Source organism: Streptomyces sp. NPDC038707, from assembly GCF_040636485.1.
Classification (GTDB): Bacteria; Actinomycetota; Actinomycetes; order Streptomycetales; family Streptomycetaceae; genus Streptomyces.
In genome coordinates this window covers 1-23246 of sequence record NZ_JBEZUP010000009.1, presented here as the reverse complement: position 1 = coordinate 23246, position 23246 = coordinate 1, and the positions used below count along the sequence as shown (strand labels likewise).

Below are 23246 nucleotides of genomic sequence, written 5' to 3'. Positions count from 1 at the left end.
AATCCCCGCCTACCCGCCCCTTCCCCAGAATGAGCCGCGCATGCCCCGCAAGATGTCGTCGTCAGGCCGCCGTCGAGCCCCCCGCCGCCGCGGCGCGCCCCGTGCCACCCGCCCCCAGGTCCTGACCCTGGCCGCGCTCCTCGTCGTGGCCTCGCTGGTGGCCGGGTTCCTCGCGCTGTCCGGTACGGACAGCGACAGCACACCGGCCGCCGTGGCCGGCAGGAAACCGAGGCCGAGCGCCACCCCGAAGCCGTCCCCGAGCCCGGCCTGGGACGGCAAGGTCAAGGTCCTGGGGGACGGCTCGACCTCCTACACCGGCCCGCAGAAGGGCCAGTTGAAGCCGGTGCCGCTCAAGCCCGGTGAGAAGCCTCCCCAGTTCGTGGTCTTCTCCTGGGACGGCGCGCTGGAGGGCGGCGACCACCTGTTCTCGCACTACCGGGAGCTGGCGAAGGAGTACGACGCCCACATGACCTTCTTCCTCACCGGCATCTACCTGCTGCCCAAGAGCAAGAAGGCGCAGTACCAGGGCCCGATGCACGCCCCGGGCGACGCGGCGATCGACTACGCCACCGACGACCACATCCGCACCACCGTCGAGGAGCTGGCCAGGGCGTACGAGGACGGCAACGAGATCGGCACCCACTTCAACGGCCACTTCTGCGGCGCCAAGGGCGGCGGCGACTGGAGCGTGGCGCAGTGGAAGAGCGAGATCGACCAGTTCTACACGTTCGTGGAGCACTGGAAGACCAACACCGGCTTCACCGACCTGCCGCCGCTGCCCTTCGACTTCAAACGGGAGGTCACCGGTGGCCGGGCGCCCTGCCTGGAGGGCCAGCCGAACCTGCTGAAGGCCATCAAGAGCTACGGCTGGCGCTACGACGCCAGTTCCCCGGGCGACTTCCAGATATGGCCCTCGAAGAAGAACGGCATCTGGGACTTCCCGCTGCAGATGCTGCCGTACGAGAGCGGCAAGTACCAGGGCCTGTCCATGGACTTCAACTTCCTCTACAACCAGTCCGAGGGCGAGACCCAGGGCGACCCGGCCAAGTTCCCCGAGTGGGAGAGGCGGACCGTCGACTCGTACATGGCCGGCTTCAACCGGGTCTACTACGGCAGCCGGGCGCCGCTGTTCATCGGCAACCACTTCGAGGACTGGAACGGCGGCATCTACATGAAGGCCATCGACCAGGTGGTCAAGAACGTGTGCACCAAGGAGGGCGTCAAGTGCGTCTCCTTCAAGGAGCTGGCGGACTGGCTGGACGTGCAGAAACCGCAGACCCTGGCCGCCCTGCGCGGCCTCGACCCGGCCCAGGCGCCGGACTGGTCGGCGGTCGTCAAATGACCGGTGCGCACGGCTGATTCCACTTGTGCGCCCCTCTTCACAACCGGTGTACCGGCCATGCGAAGATGCCCCTCGCCCGGTAGGTGTACCGGCGTAGAGGGGAACATCATTGAAATCCAGAAGACTGAGCCGTAAGGGGCGCCGTACGGCCATAGTGACCGCCGCGGCGGCGTCGGTGGTCGCCGGTGTGGCCCTGGTGCCGAACTGGAGCGCGGGCGCGGCGGTGACCGACGACCCGACGGTGGACGCGGCCACCAAGGCGACCTTCCAGCGGCTGGCCGACGCGGTCTTCACCGACCGCACCCAGGCCCTGGTGGAAGGCGCCGGAACGAAGCAGACCCGGCACACGTCCGGCTTCTCCGGCTCGGTGAGCCTGTCCGGCGGGCAGACGCGGGAACAGACGTCGGCGCTGAAGGAACTGCGCGACCGGCGCGGGCGGCTGGCCCGGCTGGGCGAGACGTACCGCGCGGGCAGCACGCAGGTCCGGCTCGACGCGACGCAGGTGAAGGGCCGCAAGGCGAAGGTCGCGGTCACCGAGACCACATCGCTGACCTACGGCAGGACGACGTCCAAGAGCCCGGCGGCGACCGGCTTCCAGGCGCACCACGAGCTGACCTTCACGGCCGACCGGCACGGGAACTGGCGGCTCACCGGCATCCGCGACACCGACGACGGCTACCTCGCGGTGAACCAGGTCGCCAAGCCGGAGGTCGCCAAGCCGCAGACCGCGGCCGAGGACGACGGTCCGCCGAGCGCGGCCCGCGCCGCCACCACCTGGCCGGCCCCGGCCAGGGCGAAGAACTTCTCCGCGAGCGGCTACGACTACAAGGCCATGGTGGCCTACGCGCAGAAGTACTGGAGCAAGTACAACCCGGCCTACCCGAACTTCAACGGGCAGGGAGCCGGCGGCGACTGCACCAACTTCGTCAGCCAGGCCCTGAAGGCGGGCGGCTGGAAGCACGTACCGGGGTACACGTACGACTTCCACAAGTGGTTCGGCAACTCCGAGATCCAGTCGGACTCCTTCGTCGGCGTGAACGAGTGGTCCTGGTTCGCCCTGTCGTCCCAGCGGGCCACCAGCCTCGCCAACGTCTACCAGGCGGACCTCGGTGACGTGATCCAGATGGACTTCAACCGGGACGGGTCGAAGGACCACACGATGATCGTCACCTCCCGGGACCGCCGGGGCGTGCCGTACGTGACCTACCACTCGACCAACACGTACAACCGGTCGGTGGCCAGCCTGGTCGCCTCGTACCCGAACGCGGCGTTCTACGCCTACCGGACCTGATCAGGTCCCTGCCGCGGGCCCTGCCGCCGGCCGTCCTCCTCGCGCGGGGAGGACTCGGGGTGGCGGGCCCGCCAGTACGGATTGTCGTGCGGCAGCGCGTGTCCGACCCGGCCGTACATGCCGAAGGTCATCAGCAGCAGGCCCACGACGAAGCTGAAGTAGACGTTCTGGATCTTGAACGCCAGGAAGTTGCTTTCGGTGTCCAGCAGGCCCAGGAACAGGAAGCCGTTCAGCAGGAACAGCACGCCGAGGACCATGTTCAGGGTGGACGCGAAGTTCCCGCCGATCACCGCGCCCGCCAGCAGCAGCAGGCCGATGCAGATCGACAGCACGCTGAGCGCGCCGTTGGAGTTCAGTCCGGCGACCTGGTTGCCGCCCGTGCTGAAGAAACCGATCTGGTCCAGCAGGCCGAGAATGCCGAAGGCGATCAGGAACGCGCCGATCAGGCCCGCCCCGATGCGGTAGACCCGGTTGAGCCGGTGGTCCACGGGCAGGTGGTCGTCCAGCCGGGTCCGCCGGCGTTCCCGGGCGTTCCTCGAACGCACCGCGTGTGTGGCCATGTCCGCCTCCTCGGGCGCTAGCGGAGGCCATCCGTCCGTCAACTCACTATCCGCCGCCCCCGCCCACCCGGCAACACGCCGCCCTCCGGCGTCCCCGCAGGACTTTTCGGATGGTGGCGGCTCCGGGGCGACTCGGTGTTCGCGTCCGGCCTGCGCGGGCTCCGCGGGGCTCGGTGCCGGCCGCCGTTCCGGGCGGCCCCGTGGGTTCGGTGTCGGCTGCCGCCGTTCGGGTGGTCGTGGCGGGTGGCGGGTGGTGTCTGCGAGTGCGGTGCGGCGGGGGGCCGCCGGTGTCGTGCGGCGGCGGTTCGCCGCGGCCCGGTGTGCGTGGGCGGCCCCCGGCGGAGTCGGTGACCCGCCCGGTGGCCGGCTCAGTGGGCGGTGCCGCGTTCCTCGCGGATGCGGGTCACCACCCGTGCCACGCTCTGCCGTACCGCTTCCGTCTCGCCGAGGAAGTGCCAGTAGTCCGGGTGGTGCTCCTCCAGCGTGGTGATCGCCCGTGCCAGCCGGGCCACCGCCTCGTCCAGCGGCCCGGCGTCCCGCGGATCGGGTGTCGTACGGCCCGCCATCGCCAGCCGCTGGGCGTCCCGGATCGCGAACCGGGTGCGCTCGATCTCCTCCTGCGGGTCCTTCTGCACGGCGTTCAGCCGGGCCAGCCGGTCGCCGGCGGCCGACACCGCCTCGTCGGCGGCGTTCAGCAGGGCCCGGACGGTCGACAGCAGCGCGGTGGCGTCGGCCCACCGCTGGGCGTCCCGCGCCGCGCGGGCCTCCGCCAGCTTCGCCTCGGCCTGCCGTACGTTCTCGGCCGCCAGCGCGGGCACCCGCTGGAGGTCCTGCCAGCAGGCGGCGGTGAACCGGCGGCGCAGCTCGCTCAGCACCGGCTCCACCTGTCCGGCCCGGGTGGTGAGCGCCTGTGCCCGGGTGCGCAGGGACACCAGCCGGTGCTCGGTCTCGGCCGCCCGCTCGGGCAGCCGCTCCGCCTCGGCCCGGATCGCGCCGGCCTCCCGCTGCACCCGCTCGGCCCGCTCCAGCGTGGCGTCCACCCCGTGCTGCCCGGCGCCCTGGTTCAGCCGGGTCAGCTCCGGGGCCAGGGCGGCGAGCCGCGCGGCCAGGTCGTCGGCCCGCAGCCGCCGCGCGCGTACGGCGTCCAGGGCGTTGCTCGCGGCCAGCAGCGACTGCCGGGCCCGCTCCACGGCGGGCGCCAGCCGGGCCAGCCGGGTCTCCGCCTTGTCCAGCAGCGGCCCGAGCGAGCGGCCGAACTCGTCCAGTTCCCGCCGTACCCGCAGCAGTTCGTCCCGGGCCGCGGTCAGCTCGGTGCGGGCCCGGGCGGCCGGGCCGGCCTCCAGCCCGTCCCGGTCCAGGTCGTGGGCGTCGACGGCCTCGATGTAGCGCCGGCTGGCCTCGTCGACGCGGTGCCCGAGCGCCGCGAAGTCCGTGACGGCGCGGCGGGCGGCGGGGGAGTCGTCCGCCGCCGCGATGGTCTCGACCGAGATCCGCAGGTCCCGCTGGGCGGTGTCGAGTTCGTAGAAGGCCGTCGCCGCGGCGTCCTTGGCGGCCTGGGCCTCGGCGCGCTGGTTCTCGGCCCGCCCGCCGAACCAGCGCCGGGCGCCCCCGCCGGCGAACGCGGCGGCCAGCAGCGGCGCGGCCAGCAGCGGCAGGCCCAGCAGGGCGAGGGTGTCCCGGACGGCACCGCGGCCACGCCGGGTCCCGGCGGCGGACGGCGACGGGTACGGCGGTGTCGCTGGCGTGCCCGGTGTCGCCGTCACATTCCTCTCCCGTGTGGTGGTTCGCCCTGGGTGGTGTCATTCTCCCACCCGGTGAGGACGAACACACGGGCCGGCCGGTTCGCCCGGGGCCGCGTGACGTTCCCGGCTGTTTGCGGTGCGGCCCGCCGGGCCATGTAGGCTGTCGACCTGTCCGGGTGCGTAGCTCAGGGGTAGAGCGCCTGCCTTACAAGCAGGATGTCGGCGGTTCGAAACCGTCCGCGCCCACAGACACGGCCCCTCGGAGACGTCTCCGAGGGGCCGTTTCCCTTTCCCGCGTCTTCCCTGGTCCTCCGCCTGCTCCTCAGTCCTCCGCCCGCTCCCCGCGGGCGTGCTTCAGGCAGGTCCGGGCGTCCATCCGCTCCGCCGCCGGGACGTCGGTCCAGAACCGGTGGGTGCTGACGAAGACCGCCAGCTCGTGCTCGCGCCGCCGCAACTTCTCCACCTGGGCCTGCTCGTCCTCCGTCCAGCCGGGGGAGGCCGGCCGCTCCACCTTGCGCCAGCCGTTGTCGTCGCTGAAGCCGTCCATCGGCTCGACCGACCAGGGCAGCCGCTTGAGCAGGGCCGACAGCTCGGCCCGGACCTGATGCAGCTCCTCCTGACCGGCGAGGAGGTCACTGGGGAATTCATAGGTCGTAGCCACGCGGCAATGCTACGCCTGTTCGAATTACCGAAGCGAGGCTGGACGGGCGGTACGGGTGAGGTTTCAGCCGTACGAGTGACCGGCGGTCAGTACGCCTGAGTGACCGCCGGTCAGTAGCTCGACTGACCGACGGTCAGTATCCCGCCCCGCGCAGCTCCCGCACCAGTCGCCGCGCCACCGGCACCGGTACGCCGTGCCGCTCGGCCGCCCGCAGCAGGGCGCCGCCGATGGCGTCCAGCTCCAGCGGACGGCCCGCCTCGGCGTCGCGCTGCATGGACGACCTGGCGGCGGGCGGGAAGGCGTCGTACCGGGCGAGGGCCCGCACCGGATCGGCGGGGGCGCCGCAGGCCCGGCCGACCGCGGCCGTCTCGGCGACCAGCGCCTCCAGCTCGGCGCGGTGTTGGGTGCGGGCGGTGCCGAGCGGGACGCCGTACCGGGTGGTGAGCAGGGCGAACGGGGCCAGGAAGGCCATCTTGGCCCACAGCGCCGCCGTCTCGTCGCCGGCCACCCGCGCGGTCGCGCCGCACTCCGTCAGCACGCCGGCCAGGGCCTCCAGCCGGGCCCGCGGGACCGGGTCCCCGGCCAGGTCGATCTCCGTGAACGGGCTGCCGTGTTCGATCACGCCCGGTGCGACCCGGGTCGACTCCACGCGGATCACCCCCGGGGCGACCCGGTCGGGGCGGTAGCGCCCGCGCAGGAGAGCGGGGTGTTCGACGCCGTTCAGGAGCGGGACGAGCAGGGCGTCGCCGAGCACGGCGGGCGGGACCCGGGTGAGGGCGGCGTCGAGCGCGGTGTGCTTGACGGTGGCCAGGCAGGCGTCCACCGGTACGCGCAGCTCGGTGTCCGCGTCGACGGCGGCGGTGAAGTCACCGAACTGCGGACTGCGGACGGTGATGCCGTCGCGACGTAGATTTTCGGCCGTTTCCGCACCGGCCAGACAGAGGACGTGATGTCCGGAACGCGACAGCAGGGCGGCGAGCAGGCCGCCGGTGCCGCCGGGACCGAGGACGGCCACGGTGAGCGGATGCGTCATGGAATTGTTCCCTTCGACGGTCGGCCCCGGGAGTCGGTGGCCGCCTTCGCGCCGATCTTCGCAGGGCCCGCCGTCCGGCGCGAGACTGGGGACATGTGCCGGAGCATCAAGACGCTGCGCCCGCCCGTGCTGCCAGGTGAGGCCACGGACGACGACATCCGCGCGGCCGCGTTGCAGTACGTCCGCAAGGTTTCGGGCTTCCGGGCCCCCGCCGCCCACAACCGCGAGGCCTTCGACGCGGCCGTGGACGCCGTGGCCCGCGCCACGGCGGAACTCCTGGGCTCGCTGGAGGTGCGGGGGCGGTCGGGGACCAGGTGAGTGCGGTCGGTGTCGGGAGGGGCCGGAGGGGCTGTTGGGACCATGACAGATGGCCAGATGTTGAACTTGCAAGTACTGATTAGGTACCCCTAACCTTGGCTCGATTCGGTTCCCCCTCCCCACGACCGGCCACGTCCCCGGCCGGCCCGACAGAACACCGAAGAGGAGTCATCCCCAGATGTCCGCTCGCCTCAATTCCGCTCAGCCCTATGTCCTCGGGCTTTTCCGCGTCGTCATCGGCCTGCTCTTCGCCGTGCACGGCGCCGCCTCCATGTTCGGCGTCCTCGGCGGCGCCGTCGGCACCCACGGCGGCACCATCGCGGCCGGCACCTGGCCCGGCTGGTACGCGGCGCTGATCCAGCTCGTCGCCGGCGCCCTCGTCCTGCTCGGCCTCGGCACCCGCGGGGCCGCGCTGGTCGCCTCCGGCTCGATGGCATACGCCTACTTCGACGTCCACCAGCAGCTCGCGCTGTGGCCGATACAGAACGGCGGCGAGCTGTCCGTGCTGTTCTGCTGGTCGTTCCTGCTGCTGGTCTTCACCGGCTCCGGCGCCTTCGCCCTGGATCGCCTCTTCGCCCGGGGCCCGGCGCGGGAGAGCGGCACGGCGGCCGAGAAGACGCCGGTGGCCGTCTGACCGCACGCCCCACGGGCGGCCGGTGACCTCGGGTGACCGGCCGCCCGCCCGCGTCGGCCACGGGTGCTGGTGCACCTCCCCGCGAACGGCACGGGTGCTGGTGAACGACCCGTGATCGACTCGGGAACCCCCCGCGAACCTCCTGTCACACCACCCGCGTACGCTGTACAGCCGTCAACGGGGGAATGTCGGGAGTCGTCGTGTGGGAAAGTGTGGGGTCGCTGGCGGCCGGGCCATGGATCTACGCCGTGGTGGCCGTCTCCGTCCTGCTCGATGTGTTCCTGCCGGTGCTGCCCAGCGGAGTGCTGGTCATCACGGCGGGGACGGCAGCGGCGGCGGGCACCGGCGCGGCGGGCCAGGTCGCGCACGAGGTGCCGGACATCCTGGCCCTGATCCTGTCCGCCGCGACGGCCTCGGTCCTCGGCGACCTGGTGGCCTACCGCCTCGCCTGGCGCGGCGGCGAGCGGCTGGACCGGGCGATAGCCCGCTCCCGCCGGCTCACCTCCGCGCAGGAACGGCTCGGTGACGCCCTCGCCCGCGGCGGCGGCGCCCTGGTCGTCCTGGCCCGCTTCGCCCCCGCCGGCCGCTCGGTCGTCTCCTTCTGCGCCGGCGCCGCCCACCGCCGCGCCCGCGACTTCGTCCCCTGGTCCGCTCTGGCGGGCCTGTCCTGGGCCGCCTACAGCGTGGCCCTCGGCTACTACGGCGCCCAGTGGCTGGGCGCCACCTGGCTCGCCACGGGCGTCTCGGTGGCGGCGCTGTTCGGGGCGGGCGCGGCGGCGGGTTTCCTCATGAGGCGCAAGCCCGCGCCCTGAGCGGAGCGAAGGGGCGCGGGCCGTGTCCGCCGTGCGGCTCAGCAGCTCGCCAGGTAGTTCGTCAGCGCGCCCTTCTCGGCCGAGTCCACCGAGAGCCCGTAGTAGTACTTCACCTGCACCCACGCCCGCACGTAGGTGCACAGGTACGCCGACCGCGACGGCACCCACGTGGCCGGGTCCTGGTCGCCCTTGGCCTGGTTGACGTTGTCGGTCACGGCGATCAGCTGCGGCCGGGTGAGGTCGTTGGCGAACGCCTGCCGCTGGGCCGTCGTCCACTTGCCCGCGCCGGAGTCCCAGGCCTCGGCCAGCGGGACGAGGTGGTCGATGTCGAGGTCGGACGCGGCGGTCCAGGTCGCGCCGTCGTACGGCGAGTACCAGCTGCCGCTGGTCGCGGCACAGGAGGAGTCGGTGACGACGTTCGTGCCGTCCCGCTTGAGGACCGTCTCGCGGGTGTTGCAGGTGCCGCTGACGGTGATCCAGTGCGGGAAGAGGTCGCGGCTGTAGCCGGTGCGGTTCTCCGTGGCCACCGTGAGCTGGGCGAGGTATCCGCGTGCGGTCGCGGCGCTGACCGGCGTGGGCAGGGCGGCGGAGGCCGTCGGCGAGTTGAACAGGGCGACGGACGCGATCAGGCCGGTGAGGGCGGCCAGGATGCTCGTCCGTCGACGCGCGTAGAACGTGGACATGGGTGAACTCCCTTTGGAGTTGTGGGTGTTGGGCGCGAGCGAGGGAATGCTCGCGATGAGGGGTTGCCGGCGGATGAGCGTTGGGTAAGACGGTAATGACGTGATCATGTCAAAACAAGGTTGACGACGAAACTTTCACATCCCGTACCATGGGAGGCGCAGAAGGGGAGTAGCTCTTCGCCGGACCGTCGACATACTGCTCAGCGAGCCTGAGCCGGCGCCCGGAGGCGGCCTCCAGCAGGAGCCGCCAGCGAGACCTTCGGCAAGCAGTGCACGCCCGTGCCCCTCGGCGCGGGCGCCGAGTGCGCTGCCGTGCCGAGGTGTCATCGCATGACGTACCGCACTCTCGGCGGGGCAGCCCGACCGATTGAGGAACCTTGATCAGCATCACCGTGACGGCGCTCGTCTTCGGCGTCGTCTTCCTCGCCGAACTGCCGGACAAGACCGCGCTCGCCGGTCTGGTGCTCGGCACCCGCTACCGCGCCTCGTACGTCTTCGCGGGCGTCGCCGCCGCCTTCCTGCTGCACGTCGTGCTCGCCGTAGCGGCCGGCAGCGTGCTCACCCTGCTGCCGCAGCAGATCGTGCACGCCGTCACCGGCGTCCTCTTCCTCGGCGGGGCCGCGATGCTCCTGCTGAAGAAGGGCGAGGACGAGGAAGAGGTCAAGAAGCCCGCCGACCAGTCCTTCTGGAAGGTCGCGGGCACCGGCTTCATGCTCATCCTGGTCGCCGAGTTCGGCGATCTCACCCAGATCATGACCGCCAACCTCGCCGCCCGCTACGACGACCCGGTCTCCGTCGGTCTCGGCGCGGTGCTCGGCCTGTGGGCCGTCGCCGGGCTCGGCATCGTCGGCGGAAAGGCCCTGATGAAGCGGGTTCCGCTGCGGCTGATCACGCAGATCGCGGCCATGCTGATGCTGGCGCTCGGCGTCTGGAGCCTGTGGGAGGCGGTGGCCGGCTGAGCGGCCGGGCGGACGAACGGACGGTGAATCCTCGCCGGGGGCGGTGGCGGAAAGGCGGAGCCGTTTTGTACCGTGGAGAAACAAAGTGGCTCCCGCCCGTTTCCCCTGACCGGCGGGCGGGGCCGCCTTGTCCCTCCCGCCGTCGTTCCCGACACGGGCCTTCCTCCCTTCTGGAGCTGCCGATGCCGGCCACCGCCACGCCCACCGTCCTCACCTGCCGTGCCCTCCTGCTCGACATGGACGGCACCCTCGTCAACTCGGACGCCGTGGTCGACCGCGTCTGGCGGCGCTGGGCCGGACGGCACGGGCTGGACGGCGACGAGGTGATGAAGGTCGTCCACGGCCGGCAGGGGTACGCCTCCATGGCCCTGCTGCTGCCCGGCCGGCCGATGGAGGAGAACCACGCGGAGAACGCGCGGATGCTCGCGGAGGAGACCGCCGACACCGAGGGCGTGGTCGAGGTGCCCGGCGCCGGGGCGTTCCTCGCGTCGCTGGCGGGGCTGCCGCACGCGCTGGTGACCTCCGCCGACCTCGGGCTGGCGACCGCGCGCATGGCCGCGGCGGGGCTGGAGATGCCGGCGGTCCGGGTCACCGCGGAGTCGGTCGGCGCGAGCAAGCCCGACCCCGAGGGGTTCCTCAAGGGCGCGGCCGGGCTGGGGATCGATCCGGCCGACTGCGTCGTGTTCGAGGACTCCGGTGCGGGGATCGCGGCGGGGCGCTCAGCGGGGATGCGGGTCGTGGGGGTCGGGCCGCGGGCGGTCGTGCATGAGCCGGACGCGGCGGTGCGGGACCTCACGCGGGTGCGGGTGGAGGCGGGGGCCGACGGGACGGTGCGGCTGCGGATCGGCTGAGCGGGGCGGGTCGGGTCGGCTGGGGCGCGGGCCCGGCTTTCGGGTGCGGGCGCGTGGTGGTTGTTCGCGCAGTTCCCCGCGTCCCTTGACGGCCTGCCGGTTCGTGGTGGCTTGTCGCGCCGTTCCCCGCGCCCCTTTCGGGGCGCCTCAGGGGTCGCTCGTTTCCCTTTCCAGGCTTTTTCGGGTTGCCGGGCCGTATTCGCCCAGGGGGTCTTCCTCGATGCCGCGGGCCAGTTGGTAGTTGCGTACGGCGTCTTCCACGGGGCGGGAGTAGGTGCCGTCGACGCGGTCGCCGTAGAGGTTCAGCCGGCGTAGGCGTCGCTGGAGTTCCGTGACCTCGGGGCCGGTGTCGCCGCGCCGGAGTACCAGGGGCGGCGACGGTGTGGGCGGTGGGGCGGACGTGGCCGTCGGTGACGGGGTGGGGGACGGGGTGCCGCGGGACGGTGTCGGTGTCGGTGTCGGCCTGGGGGACGGGGGCGTGGTGGTCGCCGTCGGGGCCGGAGCGGTCGGGGACGGCGGGGGAGCGGGCGGGGCCGCCGGAGGCGGCGGGGACGGGGCCGGCGCGGGAGCCCGTGTCGGTTCTGCCGGGATGCTCTGCCTGATCTCCTGGGCCGCCCGGTCGTGGGTCGGGGTGCGGTAGGTGACCAGGGCGAAGGCGGTCGCCGCCAGGAGTGCGACGCCGATGCCCGCGCCCGCCAGCAGGAGCGTGCGGCGGGAGCGGGGGCCGCTTCCGCCATCGGACTCCTCGGGGGCGGACGGCTGTGGCCGGGGAGCCGGCGCGGGCGGGAGCGGGGGCTCGGCGAAGTCGGTGTGCGCGGGCGGCCGGTCCGTCGTCGAGGGGGTCGCCGTGACGTACGGACGGATCCGCAGGGGGTCGAAGTCCTCGGCCGCCGCTGCCTCCGCCGTACGGGCCTCGCGCAGTGCCTCGGCCGCGCGCTCGGTGCAGTCGCACGCCGGCGTGTGGTCCGGCCCCCTCGGCGTCCCGCACTCCGGGCACGTGGTGCCCCGCTCTCCCGTCACGCGTGTCCCCCTCCCCTCGGGAACTTCAGAGGGTATGCGGACGACCGCGGTTTCCGCAGGGCTCGACAGGCCATAACCGGTCACACAGATCACGATGGAAGGTGCACCCGAGCCCCGGGAGGTCCCCATGGCCCTGGACACGCACGGCACGGCGGCCGAGCACACCCGCGGCGGCGAGCACGTTCCGGGCAGCGTGCTGGTCCCGATCGGCGCGCTGCTGCTCGGCCTGCTGCTCGCCGCCCTCGACCAGACCATCGTCTCGACCGCGCTGCCGACCATCGTGAGCGACCTGGGCGGCCTGGAACACCTCTCCTGGGTCGTCACCGCCTATCTGCTGGCCTCCACCGCCGCGACCCCGCTGTGGGGCAAGCTCGGCGACCAGTACGGCCGCAAACGGCTGTTCCAGACGGCCATCGTCATCTTCCTGATCGGTTCCGCGCTGTGCGGCATGGCCCGGGACATGCCCCAGCTCATCGCCTTCCGGGCGCTCCAGGGCCTGGGCGGCGGCGGACTCATGGTGCTGTCCATGGCGATCGTCGGCGACCTCGTCCCCCCGCGCGAACGCGGGCGCTACCAGGGTCTGTTCGGTGCCGTCTTCGGCGCCACCAGCGTGCTCGGGCCGCTGCTCGGCGGGCTGTTCACCGAGCACCTCAGCTGGCGCTGGGTGTTCTACGTCAACCTGCCCGTCGGCATCGTGGCCCTCGCCGTGATCGCGGTCGCGCTGCGCCTGCCGCGCCACGCCGCCCACCACGTCATCGACTACCTCGGCACCTTCCTGATCGCCGCCGTCGCCACCTGCCTGGTACTGGTCGCCTCGCTCGGCGGTACGACCTGGGCCTGGGGCTCGGCGCGGATCATCGGGCTCGCCGTCCTGGGCGTCGTCCTCGCCGTGGCGTTCGTCGCCGTGGAGCGGCGGGCCGCCGAACCCGTGCTGCCGCTGAAGCTGTTCCGGGTGCGCACCTTCACCCTGGCGTCCGCCATCAGCTTCATCGTCGGCTTCGCCATGTTCGGCGCGATGACCTACCTGCCGACCTTCCTCCAGGTCGTGCACGGCGTGACCCCGACCCTGTCCGGCGTGCACATGCTGCCCATGGTGTTCGGCCTGCTGCTGTCGTCCACCGTCTCCGGGCAGATCGTCAGCCGCACCGGCCGCTGGAAGGTGTTCCCGGTCGCCGGCACCGCCGTCACCACGCTCGGCCTGCTGCTCCTGGCCCGGCTCGACGAGCACGGCGGGACCGCCGTCATGAGCGCCTACTTCTTCGTCTTCGGCCTCGGACTCGGCCTGGTCATGCAGGTACTGGTGCTCATCGTGCAGAACGCCGTCCCCTACGAGGACCTGGGCGTCGCCACCTCCGGCGCCACCTTCTTCCGCTCCATCGGCGCCTCCTTCGGCGTGGCCATCTTCGGCACGGTCTTCGCGAGCCGCCTCGGCGACCAGCTCACCGCCGCCTTCCGGGGCGTACGGCTGCCGCCCGGCCTGAGCGCCGACGCGCTGAAGTCGGACCCCCGCGGCATCGCCGCCCTGCCGCCCGCCCCGCGCCAGGCCGCCCTGCACGCCTACGCGTCCGCCATCACCGACGTCTTCCTCTACGCCGCCCCCGTCGCCCTCCTCGGCTTCCTGCTGGCCTGGTTCCTCAAGGAGGACCGGCTGCGCGGCTCGGTCACCGCGCCGGACATCTCCGAGACGATCCCGCCCAACCCGGTCCACCGCTCCTCCTACGACGAGTGCTGCCGGGCCCTGTCGGTGCTGGGCACCCGGGAGGGCCGCCGCGAGGTCTACCGGAAGATCATCGAACGGGCCGGGTACGACCTGCTGCCCGCCGCGGGCTGGCTGCTGCTGCGCATCCGCCGCTACGGCTCCGTGGAACCGGGGATGCTGGCCGAGCGCAGCGCGGTCCCGCTCCAGGCGGTCATGGCCGCCGCCCGCCAGGTGGAGGAGCGGCGGCTCGCCGAGCGCCGGGGACTGGACCTGGTACTGACCGACGCGGGCCGCGAGGTCGCCGAACGGCTCGCCGCGGTCCGCGAGGAGTCGCTGGCCGAACTGCTCGGCGACTGGTGGGGCCCCGGCCGCCGGGACGACCTCTCCCGCCTGGTCCACGACCTCACCGGGGAACTCTGCGGCGCCGAGCGGGAACGCCCGCACAACGGGACCACGCTGGCCCAGGTCAGCTGAGCCGGTCCGCCGGCTCCGGTTCCGGGAGCGGGTCCGACCCCAGCTCCTTGCCGAACCAGTGCTCGGCGTACGGATCGGAGTTGTGCGGGGCGGTCTCCGTGTAGCCGAGGCGGGCGTACAGGGCGCGGGCCTCGACCAGGTCACCGCGGGTGTCCAGGACGATCCGCCGGGCGCCCAGCAGCCGGGCGCGCACCTCGGCGGCGGACACGAGCAGCGCGGCCCCGTTCCGGCCGCGCATGCCCGGCAGCACGAACACCCGGGTCAGCTCGGCGGTGTCCGGGTCCAGGAGCCGTACGCCCGCCGTGCCGGCCGGTGTGCCGTCGTACCGCCCGACGAGCAGGCACCCGGTCGGCGGGGCCAGGTCCGCGCCCGCGTTCGCCGCGATCTCCCGCTCCAGCTCCCCGGGGTCGGTGCGGCGGCCCTCGTGCAGCAGGTACCAGCGGTCGCTGACCTCCGTGTAGTAGGCCCGCCAGAGTGCGGCGGCGGCCGGGGAGTCGTACGGCTCGGCGGTGATCGTCCACGTCATGGCGGCCATTGTGGGGCGCGGGCCGTCGTTTGTGGACCGGGTTCCGGGTCACCCGGGTGATGAACCGGCCGGCGGAGCCGGTCCCATCGGAAGGGGTCGGAAGGCAACCATGTCCACTGGGCTGATCATTCTGCTGATCGTGATCGCCGCGGTCGTGGTCCTCGGCGCGGCCGGGCTCGTCGCCTGGCGCAGCCGCGGCCGACGCGGCGGGACAAGCCTGAAGCGGCGCTTCGGGCCGGAGTACGAGCGAACCGTCGCCCTGCACGACGGGGACACCCACGCGGCCGAACGGGAACTCGGCGAGCGCCTCGAACGCCACGGCGACCTGAGGGAACGTCCCCTGGACGGGGCTGAGCGGCAGCGGTACACGCAGCTGTGGACGGCCGTGCAGGAACGCTTCGTGGACTCGCCGAAGGAGGCCGTGGCCGAGGCCGACCGGCTGCTCGCGCAGCTCGCGGCGGCGCGCGGCTACCCCGACGGCGGGCGGTACGAGGAGCAGGTCGACGCGCTGTCCGTGCACCACGCCGACCACGTCGACGGCTACCGCACCCTGCACCGGACGGCCCGCACGGGCGGCGGCACCGAGGAACTGCGCGCGGCACTGCTCGGCGCGCGCGCCCTCTTCGACGACCTGACCAGCGCCGAGCCCGGCCGGCACCGGGCCTCCGCGGGCACGGACCGGGCCACGGCTTCCCACGGCGGCCGCCCCCACGCCCGCTCCCACACGCCGTGGGCCCTGCACCGGAGCCGACCGAAAGCGAGCTGAGCATCATGCGGGACAGGACGAGCGGTCCCGGCGAGGACCGCCATCGCACCGAACGCCTCTCCCGGGCCCCGGGCGAGGAATGGACACCCGAACAGGACACCCAGCAGGACACCCCGGGCACGGACGAATGGACCCCGGGCCGCGCGAGCCCGGACCACCGGACCCCGGGCAGGCTCCGTCCCGAGGAACGCCTCCCGGGCGGACCGGGCCGGGCCGAGCAGGCCACGACCTGGATCTCCGGCGAGCGCACGGGCGGCACGGGACCGTCCGGCGGCCGGCCTCCCGGTTCCTCCGGCCCCGGTCGCGAGGGCCTGACCGGCGACGACCGCACCCCCGACGACACCCCGCCGCCACCCCCGGGCCCGGCGGGCACGGAGGGCCTGCGGCCGGGCACGGAAGGTCTGCGGCCGGGTACGGAGGGCCTGCGGCCGGGTACGGACGACATGGGCGCCGGAGCCGGGCCGCGGCCCGGCACGGAAGGGCTCGGAACCGGTGCCGACCAGGGATTCGGCGCCAGTCACCGGGTGGAGCGTGAGGCGATCTCGGAGGAGGACCGGATGCCCGACAACGGCCTGGCCGCGCCGGCGCCCGGTGAGGCGTCCCAGCGCGAGGCGACGACGACCGACTCCCCGGGCCGCGACACCTGGCCGACGGCACCGGGCGCATCGACCCGCGACGCACCCGGCTCGGCAGCAGCCACCGGCGCCGCCGCACAGCCCGCCCCCTCCGGAGAAGGCTCCCCCCTGCTCGCGCGGGAGGAAGTCGAGGAGTGGGAACGGCGGATACGCGAGGTGGCCGTGGGGTTCGTGGACCATCCGAAGGGGGCCGTCGAACGGGCCGACCGGACACTGGAGGAGATCGCCGCCCGGTTCAGCGAGGCGGTGACACGGCGTCGCCGCACCCTGCGGACGTCCTGGGAGGGCGCCGAGGAAAACGGGCCCGGCGCCGAGACCGACACCGAACAGCTGCGGCTCGCCCTGCGGGACTACCGGGAACTGGCCGAACGGCTACTGCACGGCTGACTCCGCTGAGCCTGCTGAGCCCGCTGGATCCGTGCCACCGGCGGTGGCCCTGCGCTGCCGCCATTCCCGTACGACCTCCTCGACGTCGTACGGCTTCTTGCCCAGCGGAGGCCCGGGCGGCGGCTTGAACATCATGTCCCGGATCCGGACGTTGACGTCCTCGATGATCTTCCGGACGATCCGCTCCGAGGGCGCCGCGTACGCCGCCACGAGCGCGTCCTCCGCCTCCTTGCGCAGCGCCAGCGCGGGCGGCAGGTACGCGAGCCCCTCCCGGGCCATCTTCCGCTTGACCCACCACAGTTCGTCATAGGTGGAGTCGACCTCCGCCGGCAGCGGCGCCCCCGCCCCCGGCAGCCCCTCGAACTCCCCGCGCCCCTGCGCGTCACGGATCTGCTTGTCCACCCAGGAGTCGAACGGAACGCCCGGTGGCTTTCGCTCGGTCATGGATCCATTGTGCCGGACGCCACCGTGCCGGGCGGCCTATCATGCGGCGACGGTACGGCGGCCCGCCCGCCGCGACCCGCCGCCGCACCAGGACGTTTCAGGGGGGGAACGCTCGTGCTCGAACTCACCATGGTCGCCGTCTCCGGGGCGGACGCGGGGGCCACGGCCGGGATGACGCTGGCCGAGGTGCCCAGCGAGCCCGGCACCGTGCTGCGGGCCGGCCGGGACGCGGCGGTGTGCCGGCTGGTCACTCCCGAGGACTGGCTGTTCGTCTCCCGCGTCCACCTGGAGTTCCGCTGTGTCCCGGACGGCACCTGGCAGCTGACCTGGGTGCGCGGCTCCCGGCCCGACCCGGCCTCCGACGTCCGGCTCACCTACGGCCCGCATGCCCGGGCCGTCGGCTACGGCGCGACCGTGCCGCTGCCGCGCGGCGGGTCGGGCGAGATCGTCGTCCAGGAACGCTCCGGCTCGCGCAGCGTGAACGTGGGGTTCTTCCACGAGGTGTGAACCGGCGGCGCCGCGCGAACAGTCTGTGAGCAGCGGATTGCACGCGGCGGCTGTGAACGGTGTCAATGGACAGCGGTTCGCCTCGTGCCCGGCACCCCGCGCGAGCCTGTGAACCGAGCCATCCTTCGCGGGCCTGTGAACCGAGCCATCCTTCGCGGGCCTGTGAACCGAGGCGCCCCTCCCCGGCCTGTGAGCCGTGGTGTTTCGGCACGGCGCGTGAACCGAGTTGTCCCTCACCAGGCTGTGAACCGTGGCGGCCCCCCCGAGCCCCTGCACCGCGTCGCCCATCGCCAGCCTGTGAACCGAGTCAACCGGCACCCGACAGCCCCTGGACTCGCGGCAACGCACAGCTGTGAACCCGGTCAACAGGCCGGCCGGCCCCTCGCGGTCAGTCCTGTACCCGCGCCAGCGCGAAGCCGTCGTACCCCTTGAGGCCGACCGTCTGGATGGCCGTACCGGACAGCCGCGGGTGCGAGGCGATCAGTTCGAGCGCGGCGCGGGTGCCGACCACGTCCGGTTCGGTGCTGCGCGCGTCGGCCACCCGGCCGCCGCGCACCACGTTGTCCAGGACGATCAGGCTGCCCGCCCGGGTGAGCTTGAGCGCCCACTCCACGTAGTGCCGGTTGTTCGCCTTGTCCGCGTCGATGAAGACCAGGTCGAACGGCGCCGGGTTCTCGTCGGCGAGCTTGGGCAGCGACTCCAGGGCCGGGCCCACCCGCACTTCCACGATCCGCTCCAGCCCGGCCCGGGAGATGTTGCGGACGGCCACGTCGGCGTGCTTGGCGCTGTACTCCAGCGTGATCAGCCGGCCGTCCTCCGGCAGGGCGCGGCCCAGCCAGATCGTGCTGTACCCGCCGAGCGTGCCGATCTCCAGCACGTGCCGGGCGCCCTGTGTCAGGGCGAGCAGCTGGAGGAGTTTGCCCTGCGCGGCCGTGACCGCGATCGTGGGCAGCCCGGCGGTCTCGCTGTCCCGCAGGGCCGCCCGCAGCGCCTCGTCGTCCGGTGAGAGATGGCTGGTGAAGTAGTCGTCGACGTCGACCCAGAGCTGCGACCCGCTCATAGCGCTGCTGCCTTTCCCGAGTGTCTTCCGGAGGCTGTTCCGCCCTGCACGTCCGATGATCCCAGCAGACGGACGCGAATGGGGCAGCCGGCCGGGAACCGACGGCCCGCGGACACGGCAGGGGCCCGCGGCCGGAGGAATCCGGCCGCGGGCCCCTGAAGGCGCGCGGGAGCGGTCAGCTGCCCTCGACCGACGGCGCGGAGCCCGGCAGCGGGCGGCCCGCCGACTCGGACATGCGCCAGACGGCGAACCCGCCCACGACGGCGGCGGCCATCATGTAGTACGCGGGCATCATCATGTTCCCGGTGGCCCCGATCAGCGCGGTCACGACGAGCGGGGTCGTACCGCCGAACAGGGACACGGAGACGTTGAAGCCGATGGACAGGGAGCCGTAGCGGACCCGGGTCGGGAACAGCGCGGGCAGCGCGGCCGGCATGGCGGCGGTGAAGCACACCAGCAGCAGGCCCAGCGCGGCCATGCCGAGGGCGACCGCGAGCAGGCTGCCCTGGCGGATCAGCAGCAGGGCCGGGACGGACAGCAGCAGGAAGCCCGCGCAGCCCGCGGCGATCACCGGGCGGCGGCCGATCCGGTCGGTGAGCGCACCGGCGAACGGCTGGACGATCATCATCAGGGCCATCACGCCGAGCACGACCAGCAGGCCGTGGGTCTCGTCGTACTTCAGCTCACTGGTGAGGTAGCTCGGCATGTACGACAGCAGCATGTAGTCGGTGACGTTGAAGACCAGCACCAGGCCCATGCAGATCAGCAGCGCCTTCCACTGGCCCGCGACCATGTCGCGCAGCGGCACCTTGGGCCGGGCCTCGGCCTTCTCCAGCTGCGCGGCGAACGCCGGGGTCTCCTCCAGCCGCATCCGCAGGTACAGGCCGATGATGCCCATCGGGCCCGCGATCAGGAACGGGATGCGCCAGCCCCAGGACAGCAGGTCGTCGGAGGACAGCAGGGCGGTCATCAGGGTGACCAGGCCCGCGCCGCCGATGTAGCCGGCGAGGGTGCCGAACTCCAGCCAGCTGCCGAAGAAGCCGCGCTTCTTGTCGGGGGCGTACTCGGCGATGAAGGTGGACGCGCCCGCGTACTCGCCGCCGGTGGAGAAGCCCTGCACCAGCCGGGCGGCCAGCAGCAGGAGCGGCGCGCCGACGCCGATCACCGAGTACGACGGGATCAGGCCGATGGCGAACGTGCCCGCCGCCATCATGATCATCGTGAGGGCGAGGACCTTCTGGCGGCCGATGCGGTCGCCCAGCGGCCCGAAGACCATGCCGCCCAGCGGCCGGACCAGGAAGGCCGCCGCGAAGGCACCGAAGGTGGACAGCAACTGCGCGGTGGGGTTGCCGGACGGGAAGAAGACCTTGCCCAGGGTGACCGCGATGTAGCTGTAGACACCGAAGTCGAACCATTCCATGGCGTTGCCGAGCGCTGCCGCCTTGACGGCGCGCCTGACCAGGGCGGGATCGGTGACGGTGACATTGCGGGCCTTGGCGGCCCGGCGGGTCGTCGGACGCGGGGTGACGGCAGTGGCGGTCGCCAAAACGGGGCTCGCCTACCTTTCGACGGGGACAGGGTCCGGCCCGCCGACGGCAACGATGACGTGCGTGGGGCCGAAAATCGACCATAGGCGGCTTCTGCGCATTACGTGCTGTATGCATTTAGATGCACAGTGCAGTGAAACCGCGGGTACGCAGGTACGTCTGCCCGCTCGGCCAAGATCATTCCTGGCGCCCGATGTGATCCTTATCGCGCCCCTGACCTGCAACCGAGGCCACTCGGCCGGGTGCCGTACCGACTTCAGGTGACGGACGGCGGGAGGGTGCCGGTTCCGGCCACGGAGAGGACTCCGGTCCGGGTGAGGCGGACTCTGATTACATGAACTATCGCCTGTCCAGGTGGTAAATCATGATCATCCCCTTTAATCCCCCTGATCGATGGGATTTCCCTTTACGAGGGCTTGAACGGGAAAGGGGACACCACTCATGATCCGCATCGCGCATGCCGCCAGAGTCGCCCTGGCGGTCGGTACGGCCGCCCTCCTGGCCGTCGGCCTCACCCCCGACGCACAGGCCGCCACCGGGAGGATCCGGTACATCAGCAACGCCGGACAGGAGTTCCAGATCCTCAACCCGCCGGACGACGTCTGCATCAACCTCCAGACCCGCGCGCGGACGCTCGTCAACGAGACGAACAAGACGCTGGCTTACTTCTTCGGTGCGAACTGCACCAACTTCACCAGCACGCTGGCCCCCGGCCGGACGGTGGTCAACCAGATCCCCCTGTCCGTACGGGTCATCGGCTGAGTTCGCCACCGGGCGCGGTGGGGACGCCGTGGCACTCGAACCACACCGTCTTTCCTCCGGCGCCCGGTGACACCCCCCACTTGTCCACCACGGCGTCCAGCAGGGCCAGGCCCCGCCCGCCCTCCGACTCCGTGTCCACCTCGGTCTCCATCCGGGGCAGCGCGGCGAAGCCGTCGCTCACCTCGGCGCGGACCCCCGCCGCCTGCCGGGCCACGACCACCCGGCAGCGGCGGTCGGGCACATGCCGTACGACGTTGGTGACCAGCTCGCTGACGCCCAGCTCCACGGCGAACGTCAGCGGCTCCAGCTCCCACTCGCGCAGCAGCGAGCGGACGATCCGGCGGATGTGGCGCACCGAGTGCTCGCCGACCGTGATTTCCATGCGGTACTGGGGAATGTGGGGAAAATTCAGGTTCACGGTACGAGACTGACCTGTTCTCACTACGCTCGGCTACAGGAAGAACACAACGAGTCCCCGCGTGGACTCTGTTGCGTGAGAGGGGTCCCACCGTGGCCAACATCAGCACCCTCGACGCGGGCGCGTCTCCGCTCCACTACTACGGCTTCGAGCTACGGCGGTACCGGGAGGCGGCGGGCCTCACGCAGCGGGAGTTGGGGCAGATCACCAACTACACCGGGTCGCTTATCGGTCAGGTCGAGACGGCGAGAAAGGTCCCCACGCTGGAGTTCAGCCAGCGGGTGGACGCGGCGTTGGGGACGGGGGGTGCGCTTACCCGGCTGGTTCAGCTGGTGCTGCGCAGTCAACTTCCGCCGTGGTTTCAGGAGGCGGCGGAGTTGGAAGCGCGGGCGGTGGAGATCTGCGCCTTTCAGACCCACATCGTCCACGGCCTGCTTCAGACTCCGTCCTACGCACGCGCCGTACTCGGCGTGCTGAACCAGGACAAGCTCGGGGACCGGACCACCGCTCGACTCGCCCGTCAGCGCGTCTTCGAGAAGGAGAACCCGCCGGTCTTCTGGATGATCCTCAGCGAGGCCGCGCTGCATCAGGAGATCGGTGGCCGTGAGGTCATGCGCGAGCAACTGAGCCACCTATTGACGTTCGAGAATGACCCGAGGATCAACGTGCAGATCCTGCCGTACTCGGCCGGGGAACACCCGGGCCTGCAAGGCTCGTTCAACGTCTATCGCTTCACCAGCGATCCGAGCATCGTCTATACGGAGGGCTACAGCAGCGGGCATCCGACTGCGAACCCGGACACCGTCAGGGACTGCTCGCTCCGTTACGATCACCTCCAGGCCGCCGCGCTCTCGATCAAGAAGTCGGCGGAGTTGATCCGGGGCGTCATGGAGGACCGCTATGGAGAGCAAGTGGCGTAGGTCGTCGTACAGCAGCGACCAAGGCGGCAATTGCGTCGAGTGCGCTCCCATCGGGGACCTGGCCTGGCGTAAGTCCTCGTACAGCGGTGACCAGGGCGGTGATTGCCTGGAGGTCGCCGAACCTCCCTGCGCCACCACCGTCGCCATCCGTGACTCGAAGAACCCGGCGGGGCCCGTGCTGAACGTCGGCCCCGCCGCCTTCGGCAGCTTCATCTCCTGGGCGTCGGTTACAGCCACCGCGTGCTAGCCGGCGCGATGCCCGGCTGACGTGCCGACGCGTGGTGCGCCTCACTCCCTGCCCGAGGCCACCACCGCCAGCACGGCCGAGGCGAGCGCGGCGATCAGCAGCGGGAGGGCCAGGCCGTAGCTCAGGACCAGCCAGGCGCCCAGGCAGGCACCGCCGGCCATCGCGAGAACGGCGGCCGTACGGCGCGGGGAGCGGTGGCCGGTGCCGTCGCCGAGCCGGGACTCGGAGGCGAGGGCGGTCAAGGTCATCGTCAGCACGGTGGTGGTGAGGTCCGGTACGCCCAGCTTGCGGACGGTCGCGTTGCGCAGGCCCATCGCGTAGGCGGTGAGCGCGATCAGCGCGTACCGGGTCGTCCCCGGGTCCGGCCAGGCGAAGGCGACGGCCGCCGAGGCGCCGACCAGCACCGCCTCCGCCGCCAGGGCGAGCCGGGCCCGGCGACGACGGGAACCCTGGGTGTGCCGGGCACCCACCCGGCCGCCGGTCACCGCGCCCAGCAGGAAGCAGCACAGGGACACGCTCGTATGGGGCACCGAGAAGCCGGGGGCACCTGCGGCGGCGAAGCCGAGGACGACGACGTTGCCGGTCATGTTGGCGGTGAAGACTCGGCCCAGCCCCAGATAGCTGACGGCGTCGATCATCCCGCTGACCACGGTGAGGGTGAGCAGTACGGCCACCAGCCGCAGCCCGCGCGTCTCGGGGTCCGGCAGCATGCGCAGCAGCCTGCGGGCAGGGGGTGCGGGGAGGGGGCGGGACACGCGGGGAGCCGGGGGAAGCAGCCCGAACGGCTCTGTCCGTATATACGCGCGCACCCCCGCCGGGTGGGCGGGGGTGCGGAAGCGCTGTGGGGTGCTGTTCGGCTCAGTACCAGCCGTTGGCCTGCCAGAAGTTCCAGGCCTTGGCGGGGCTGCCGTAGCGGGAGTTCATGTAGTCCAGGCCCCACTTGATCTG

At 72.2% G+C, this 23246-nt stretch carries 26 protein-coding genes, 1 tRNA gene and 1 pseudogene; 15 read left to right on the top strand and 13 right to left on the bottom strand.

Features of this window, described 5'->3' with window-relative positions; translation table 11 throughout:
* Positions 1-40: 40 nt before the first annotated feature.
* Together AB0E62_RS14595 and AB0E62_RS14590 are read left to right on the top strand one after the other, a co-directional pair.
* Complete coding sequence (locus tag AB0E62_RS14595; RefSeq protein WP_362192308.1) at positions 41-1342, top strand: hypothetical protein; 1302 nt, start codon at positions 41-43, stop codon at positions 1340-1342.
* Positions 1343-1529: 187 nt separating this feature from the next.
* Positions 1530-2633: an amidase domain-containing protein gene (locus AB0E62_RS14590; protein WP_362192821.1), complete on the top strand. Its 1104-nt coding sequence runs from the start codon at positions 1530-1532 to the stop codon at positions 2631-2633.
* Here the strand turns inward: AB0E62_RS14590 and AB0E62_RS14585 are convergent.
* Positions 2621-3193, bottom strand: coding sequence for a DUF4383 domain-containing protein (locus AB0E62_RS14585; RefSeq protein WP_362192306.1), 573 nt, complete (start codon positions 3191-3193; stop codon positions 2621-2623). The genes AB0E62_RS14590 and AB0E62_RS14585 overlap by 13 nt on opposite strands.
* 368 nt (positions 3194-3561) lie before the next feature.
* Positions 3562-4956, bottom strand: coding sequence for a hypothetical protein (locus AB0E62_RS14580; protein ID WP_362192304.1), 1395 nt, complete (start codon positions 4954-4956; stop codon positions 3562-3564).
* A gap of 153 nt (positions 4957-5109) precedes the next feature.
* Here AB0E62_RS14580 and AB0E62_RS14575 point away from each other — a divergent pair.
* Positions 5110-5181: transfer RNA gene (locus tag AB0E62_RS14575), tRNA-Val, on the top strand.
* A 76-nt stretch (positions 5182-5257) separates the two neighbouring features.
* On the opposite strand, the gene AB0E62_RS14570 is transcribed toward AB0E62_RS14575, so the two are convergent.
* The gene (locus tag AB0E62_RS14570) at positions 5258-5596 is read right to left on the bottom strand and encodes a hypothetical protein (RefSeq protein ID WP_362192302.1); all 339 of its coding nucleotides are present in this window, start codon (positions 5594-5596) and stop codon (positions 5258-5260) included.
* A 133-nt stretch (positions 5597-5729) separates the two neighbouring features.
* Positions 5730-6629: a 2-dehydropantoate 2-reductase gene (locus tag AB0E62_RS14565; RefSeq protein WP_362192300.1), complete on the bottom strand. Its 900-nt coding sequence runs from the start codon at positions 6627-6629 to the stop codon at positions 5730-5732.
* Positions 6630-6722: 93 nt separating this feature from the next.
* On the opposite strand from AB0E62_RS14565, the gene AB0E62_RS14560 reads away from it, so the two are divergent.
* From AB0E62_RS14560 to AB0E62_RS14550, 3 genes are all read left to right on the top strand, one after another.
* Complete coding sequence (locus AB0E62_RS14560) at positions 6723-6947, top strand: DUF2277 domain-containing protein (protein ID WP_362192298.1); 225 nt, start codon at positions 6723-6725, stop codon at positions 6945-6947.
* Between the two features lie 178 nt (positions 6948-7125).
* Positions 7126-7581, top strand: a complete 456-nt coding sequence (locus tag AB0E62_RS14555; protein WP_362192296.1) for a DoxX family protein — start codon at positions 7126-7128, stop codon at positions 7579-7581.
* A gap of 200 nt (positions 7582-7781) precedes the next feature.
* Complete coding sequence (locus AB0E62_RS14550) at positions 7782-8393, top strand: VTT domain-containing protein (protein WP_362192295.1); 612 nt, start codon at positions 7782-7784, stop codon at positions 8391-8393.
* A 38-nt stretch (positions 8394-8431) separates the two neighbouring features.
* Here the strand turns inward: AB0E62_RS14550 and AB0E62_RS14545 are convergent, their stop codons facing one another.
* The gene (locus AB0E62_RS14545; RefSeq protein ID WP_362192293.1) at positions 8432-9076 is read right to left on the bottom strand and encodes an HNH endonuclease family protein; all 645 of its coding nucleotides are present in this window, start codon (positions 9074-9076) and stop codon (positions 8432-8434) included.
* Between the two features lie 377 nt (positions 9077-9453).
* Here AB0E62_RS14545 and AB0E62_RS14540 point away from each other — a divergent pair, with 377 nt between their 5' ends.
* The gene (locus AB0E62_RS14540) at positions 9454-10035 is read left to right on the top strand and encodes a TMEM165/GDT1 family protein (RefSeq protein ID WP_362192291.1); all 582 of its coding nucleotides are present in this window, start codon (positions 9454-9456) and stop codon (positions 10033-10035) included.
* A gap of 182 nt (positions 10036-10217) precedes the next feature.
* Positions 10218-10886, top strand: a complete 669-nt coding sequence (locus tag AB0E62_RS14535) for an HAD family hydrolase (RefSeq protein WP_362192289.1) — start codon at positions 10218-10220, stop codon at positions 10884-10886.
* Between the two features lie 147 nt (positions 10887-11033).
* On the opposite strand, the gene AB0E62_RS14530 is transcribed toward AB0E62_RS14535, so the two are convergent.
* The gene (locus AB0E62_RS14530) at positions 11034-11906 is read right to left on the bottom strand and encodes a peptidoglycan-binding domain-containing protein (protein ID WP_362192287.1); all 873 of its coding nucleotides are present in this window, start codon (positions 11904-11906) and stop codon (positions 11034-11036) included.
* 94 nt (positions 11907-12000) lie between these two features.
* On the opposite strand from AB0E62_RS14530, the gene AB0E62_RS14525 reads away from it, so the two are divergent.
* The gene (locus AB0E62_RS14525; protein WP_362192285.1) at positions 12001-14079 is read left to right on the top strand and encodes an MDR family MFS transporter; all 2079 of its coding nucleotides are present in this window, start codon (positions 12001-12003) and stop codon (positions 14077-14079) included.
* On the opposite strand, the gene AB0E62_RS14520 is transcribed toward AB0E62_RS14525, so the two are convergent.
* A complete protein-coding gene (locus AB0E62_RS14520) occupies positions 14072-14605 on the bottom strand; it encodes a GNAT family N-acetyltransferase (protein WP_362192283.1) in 534 nt (177 codons plus the stop codon). The genes AB0E62_RS14525 and AB0E62_RS14520 overlap by 8 nt on opposite strands.
* A gap of 109 nt (positions 14606-14714) precedes the next feature.
* Between AB0E62_RS14520 and AB0E62_RS14515 the strand changes: the two genes are divergently transcribed.
* Positions 14715-15371, top strand: a complete 657-nt coding sequence (locus tag AB0E62_RS14515; RefSeq protein ID WP_362192281.1) for a hypothetical protein — start codon at positions 14715-14717, stop codon at positions 15369-15371.
* A gap of 5 nt (positions 15372-15376) precedes the next feature.
* Positions 15377-16393, top strand: a complete 1017-nt coding sequence (locus tag AB0E62_RS14510; protein ID WP_362192280.1) for a hypothetical protein — start codon at positions 15377-15379, stop codon at positions 16391-16393.
* Here the strand turns inward: AB0E62_RS14510 and AB0E62_RS14505 are convergent.
* Entirely contained in the window at positions 16379-16837 is a 459-nt protein-coding gene (locus tag AB0E62_RS14505; protein WP_362192278.1) for a DUF1992 domain-containing protein, read from the bottom strand. The genes AB0E62_RS14510 and AB0E62_RS14505 overlap by 15 nt on opposite strands.
* 114 nt (positions 16838-16951) lie before the next feature.
* Between AB0E62_RS14505 and AB0E62_RS14500 the strand changes: the two genes are divergently transcribed.
* Positions 16952-17344 (top strand): hypothetical protein, encoded by a 393-nt coding sequence (locus AB0E62_RS14500; RefSeq protein ID WP_362192276.1) that lies wholly within the window; start codon positions 16952-16954, stop codon positions 17342-17344.
* Between the two features lie 388 nt (positions 17345-17732).
* Here AB0E62_RS14500 and AB0E62_RS14495 read toward each other — a convergent pair whose 3' ends face one another.
* A complete protein-coding gene (locus tag AB0E62_RS14495) occupies positions 17733-18404 on the bottom strand; it encodes an O-methyltransferase (RefSeq protein WP_362192274.1) in 672 nt (223 codons plus the stop codon).
* 175 nt (positions 18405-18579) lie between these two features.
* Complete coding sequence (proP, locus tag AB0E62_RS14490; protein ID WP_362192272.1) at positions 18580-19950, bottom strand: glycine betaine/L-proline transporter ProP; 1371 nt, start codon at positions 19948-19950, stop codon at positions 18580-18582.
* Between the two features lie 442 nt (positions 19951-20392).
* On the opposite strand from proP, the gene AB0E62_RS14485 reads away from it, so the two are divergent.
* Positions 20393-20713 carry a hypothetical protein gene (locus AB0E62_RS14485; RefSeq protein WP_362192271.1) on the top strand — a complete coding sequence of 107 codons (321 nt, stop codon included), beginning with the start codon at positions 20393-20395 and terminating at the stop codon, positions 20711-20713.
* Here AB0E62_RS14485 and AB0E62_RS14480 read toward each other — a convergent pair.
* A complete protein-coding gene (locus AB0E62_RS14480) occupies positions 20703-21095 on the bottom strand; it encodes an ATP-binding protein (protein WP_362192269.1) in 393 nt (130 codons plus the stop codon). The genes AB0E62_RS14485 and AB0E62_RS14480 overlap by 11 nt on opposite strands.
* Positions 21096-21223: 128 nt before the next feature.
* Between AB0E62_RS14480 and AB0E62_RS14475 the strand changes: the two genes are divergently transcribed.
* Both AB0E62_RS14475 and AB0E62_RS14470 read left to right on the top strand, forming a co-directional pair.
* Positions 21224-22051 (top strand): helix-turn-helix transcriptional regulator, encoded by an 828-nt coding sequence (locus tag AB0E62_RS14475; RefSeq protein WP_362192267.1) that lies wholly within the window; start codon positions 21224-21226, stop codon positions 22049-22051.
* Positions 22032-22298 carry a DUF397 domain-containing protein gene (locus tag AB0E62_RS14470; RefSeq protein WP_362192265.1) on the top strand — a complete coding sequence of 89 codons (267 nt, stop codon included), beginning with the start codon at positions 22032-22034 and terminating at the stop codon, positions 22296-22298. Before AB0E62_RS14475 ends, AB0E62_RS14470 begins: the two co-directional genes overlap by 20 nt.
* A gap of 41 nt (positions 22299-22339) precedes the next feature.
* Here AB0E62_RS14470 and AB0E62_RS14465 read toward each other — a convergent pair whose 3' ends face one another.
* Together AB0E62_RS14465 and AB0E62_RS14460 are read right to left on the bottom strand one after the other, a co-directional pair.
* Complete coding sequence (locus tag AB0E62_RS14465) at positions 22340-23008, bottom strand: YoaK family protein (protein ID WP_362192818.1); 669 nt, start codon at positions 23006-23008, stop codon at positions 22340-22342.
* Positions 23009-23156: 148 nt separating this feature from the next.
* A pseudogene (locus tag AB0E62_RS14460) lies at positions 23157-23246 on the bottom strand (lytic transglycosylase domain-containing protein); the annotation flags it as partial.

What these genes read in the sequence shown, in the direction of transcription:
- AB0E62_RS14595 (WP_362192308.1), top strand. Translation starts at nt 41, where the DNA reads ATGCCCCGCAAGATGTCGTCGTCAGGCCGCCGTCGAGCCCCCCGCCGC.
- AB0E62_RS14585 (WP_362192306.1), bottom strand. Translation starts at nt 3,193, where the DNA reads ATGGCCACACACGCGGTGCGTTCGAGGAACGCCCGGGAACGCCGGCGG.
- AB0E62_RS14565 (WP_362192300.1), bottom strand. Translation starts at nt 6,629, where the DNA reads ATGACGCATCCGCTCACCGTGGCCGTCCTCGGTCCCGGCGGCACCGGC.
- AB0E62_RS14560 (WP_362192298.1), top strand. Translation starts at nt 6,723, where the DNA reads ATGTGCCGGAGCATCAAGACGCTGCGCCCGCCCGTGCTGCCAGGTGAG.
- AB0E62_RS14555 (WP_362192296.1), top strand. Translation starts at nt 7,126, where the DNA reads ATGTCCGCTCGCCTCAATTCCGCTCAGCCCTATGTCCTCGGGCTTTTC.
- AB0E62_RS14545 (WP_362192293.1), bottom strand. Translation starts at nt 9,076, where the DNA reads ATGTCCACGTTCTACGCGCGTCGACGGACGAGCATCCTGGCCGCCCTC.
- AB0E62_RS14535 (WP_362192289.1), top strand. Translation starts at nt 10,218, where the DNA reads ATGCCGGCCACCGCCACGCCCACCGTCCTCACCTGCCGTGCCCTCCTG.
- AB0E62_RS14525 (WP_362192285.1), top strand. Translation starts at nt 12,001, where the DNA reads ATGGAAGGTGCACCCGAGCCCCGGGAGGTCCCCATGGCCCTGGACACG.
- AB0E62_RS14520 (WP_362192283.1), bottom strand. Translation starts at nt 14,605, where the DNA reads ATGACGTGGACGATCACCGCCGAGCCGTACGACTCCCCGGCCGCCGCC.
- AB0E62_RS14515 (WP_362192281.1), top strand. Translation starts at nt 14,715, where the DNA reads ATGTCCACTGGGCTGATCATTCTGCTGATCGTGATCGCCGCGGTCGTG.
- AB0E62_RS14510 (WP_362192280.1), top strand. Translation starts at nt 15,377, where the DNA reads ATGCGGGACAGGACGAGCGGTCCCGGCGAGGACCGCCATCGCACCGAA.
- AB0E62_RS14505 (WP_362192278.1), bottom strand. Translation starts at nt 16,837, where the DNA reads ATGACCGAGCGAAAGCCACCGGGCGTTCCGTTCGACTCCTGGGTGGAC.
- AB0E62_RS14495 (WP_362192274.1), bottom strand. Translation starts at nt 18,404, where the DNA reads ATGAGCGGGTCGCAGCTCTGGGTCGACGTCGACGACTACTTCACCAGC.
- AB0E62_RS14485 (WP_362192271.1), top strand. Translation starts at nt 20,393, where the DNA reads ATGATCCGCATCGCGCATGCCGCCAGAGTCGCCCTGGCGGTCGGTACG.
- AB0E62_RS14480 (WP_362192269.1), bottom strand. Translation starts at nt 21,095, where the DNA reads ATGGAAATCACGGTCGGCGAGCACTCGGTGCGCCACATCCGCCGGATC.
- AB0E62_RS14470 (WP_362192265.1), top strand. Translation starts at nt 22,032, where the DNA reads ATGGAGAGCAAGTGGCGTAGGTCGTCGTACAGCAGCGACCAAGGCGGC.
- AB0E62_RS14465 (WP_362192818.1), bottom strand. Translation starts at nt 23,008, where the DNA reads ATGCTGCCGGACCCCGAGACGCGCGGGCTGCGGCTGGTGGCCGTACTG.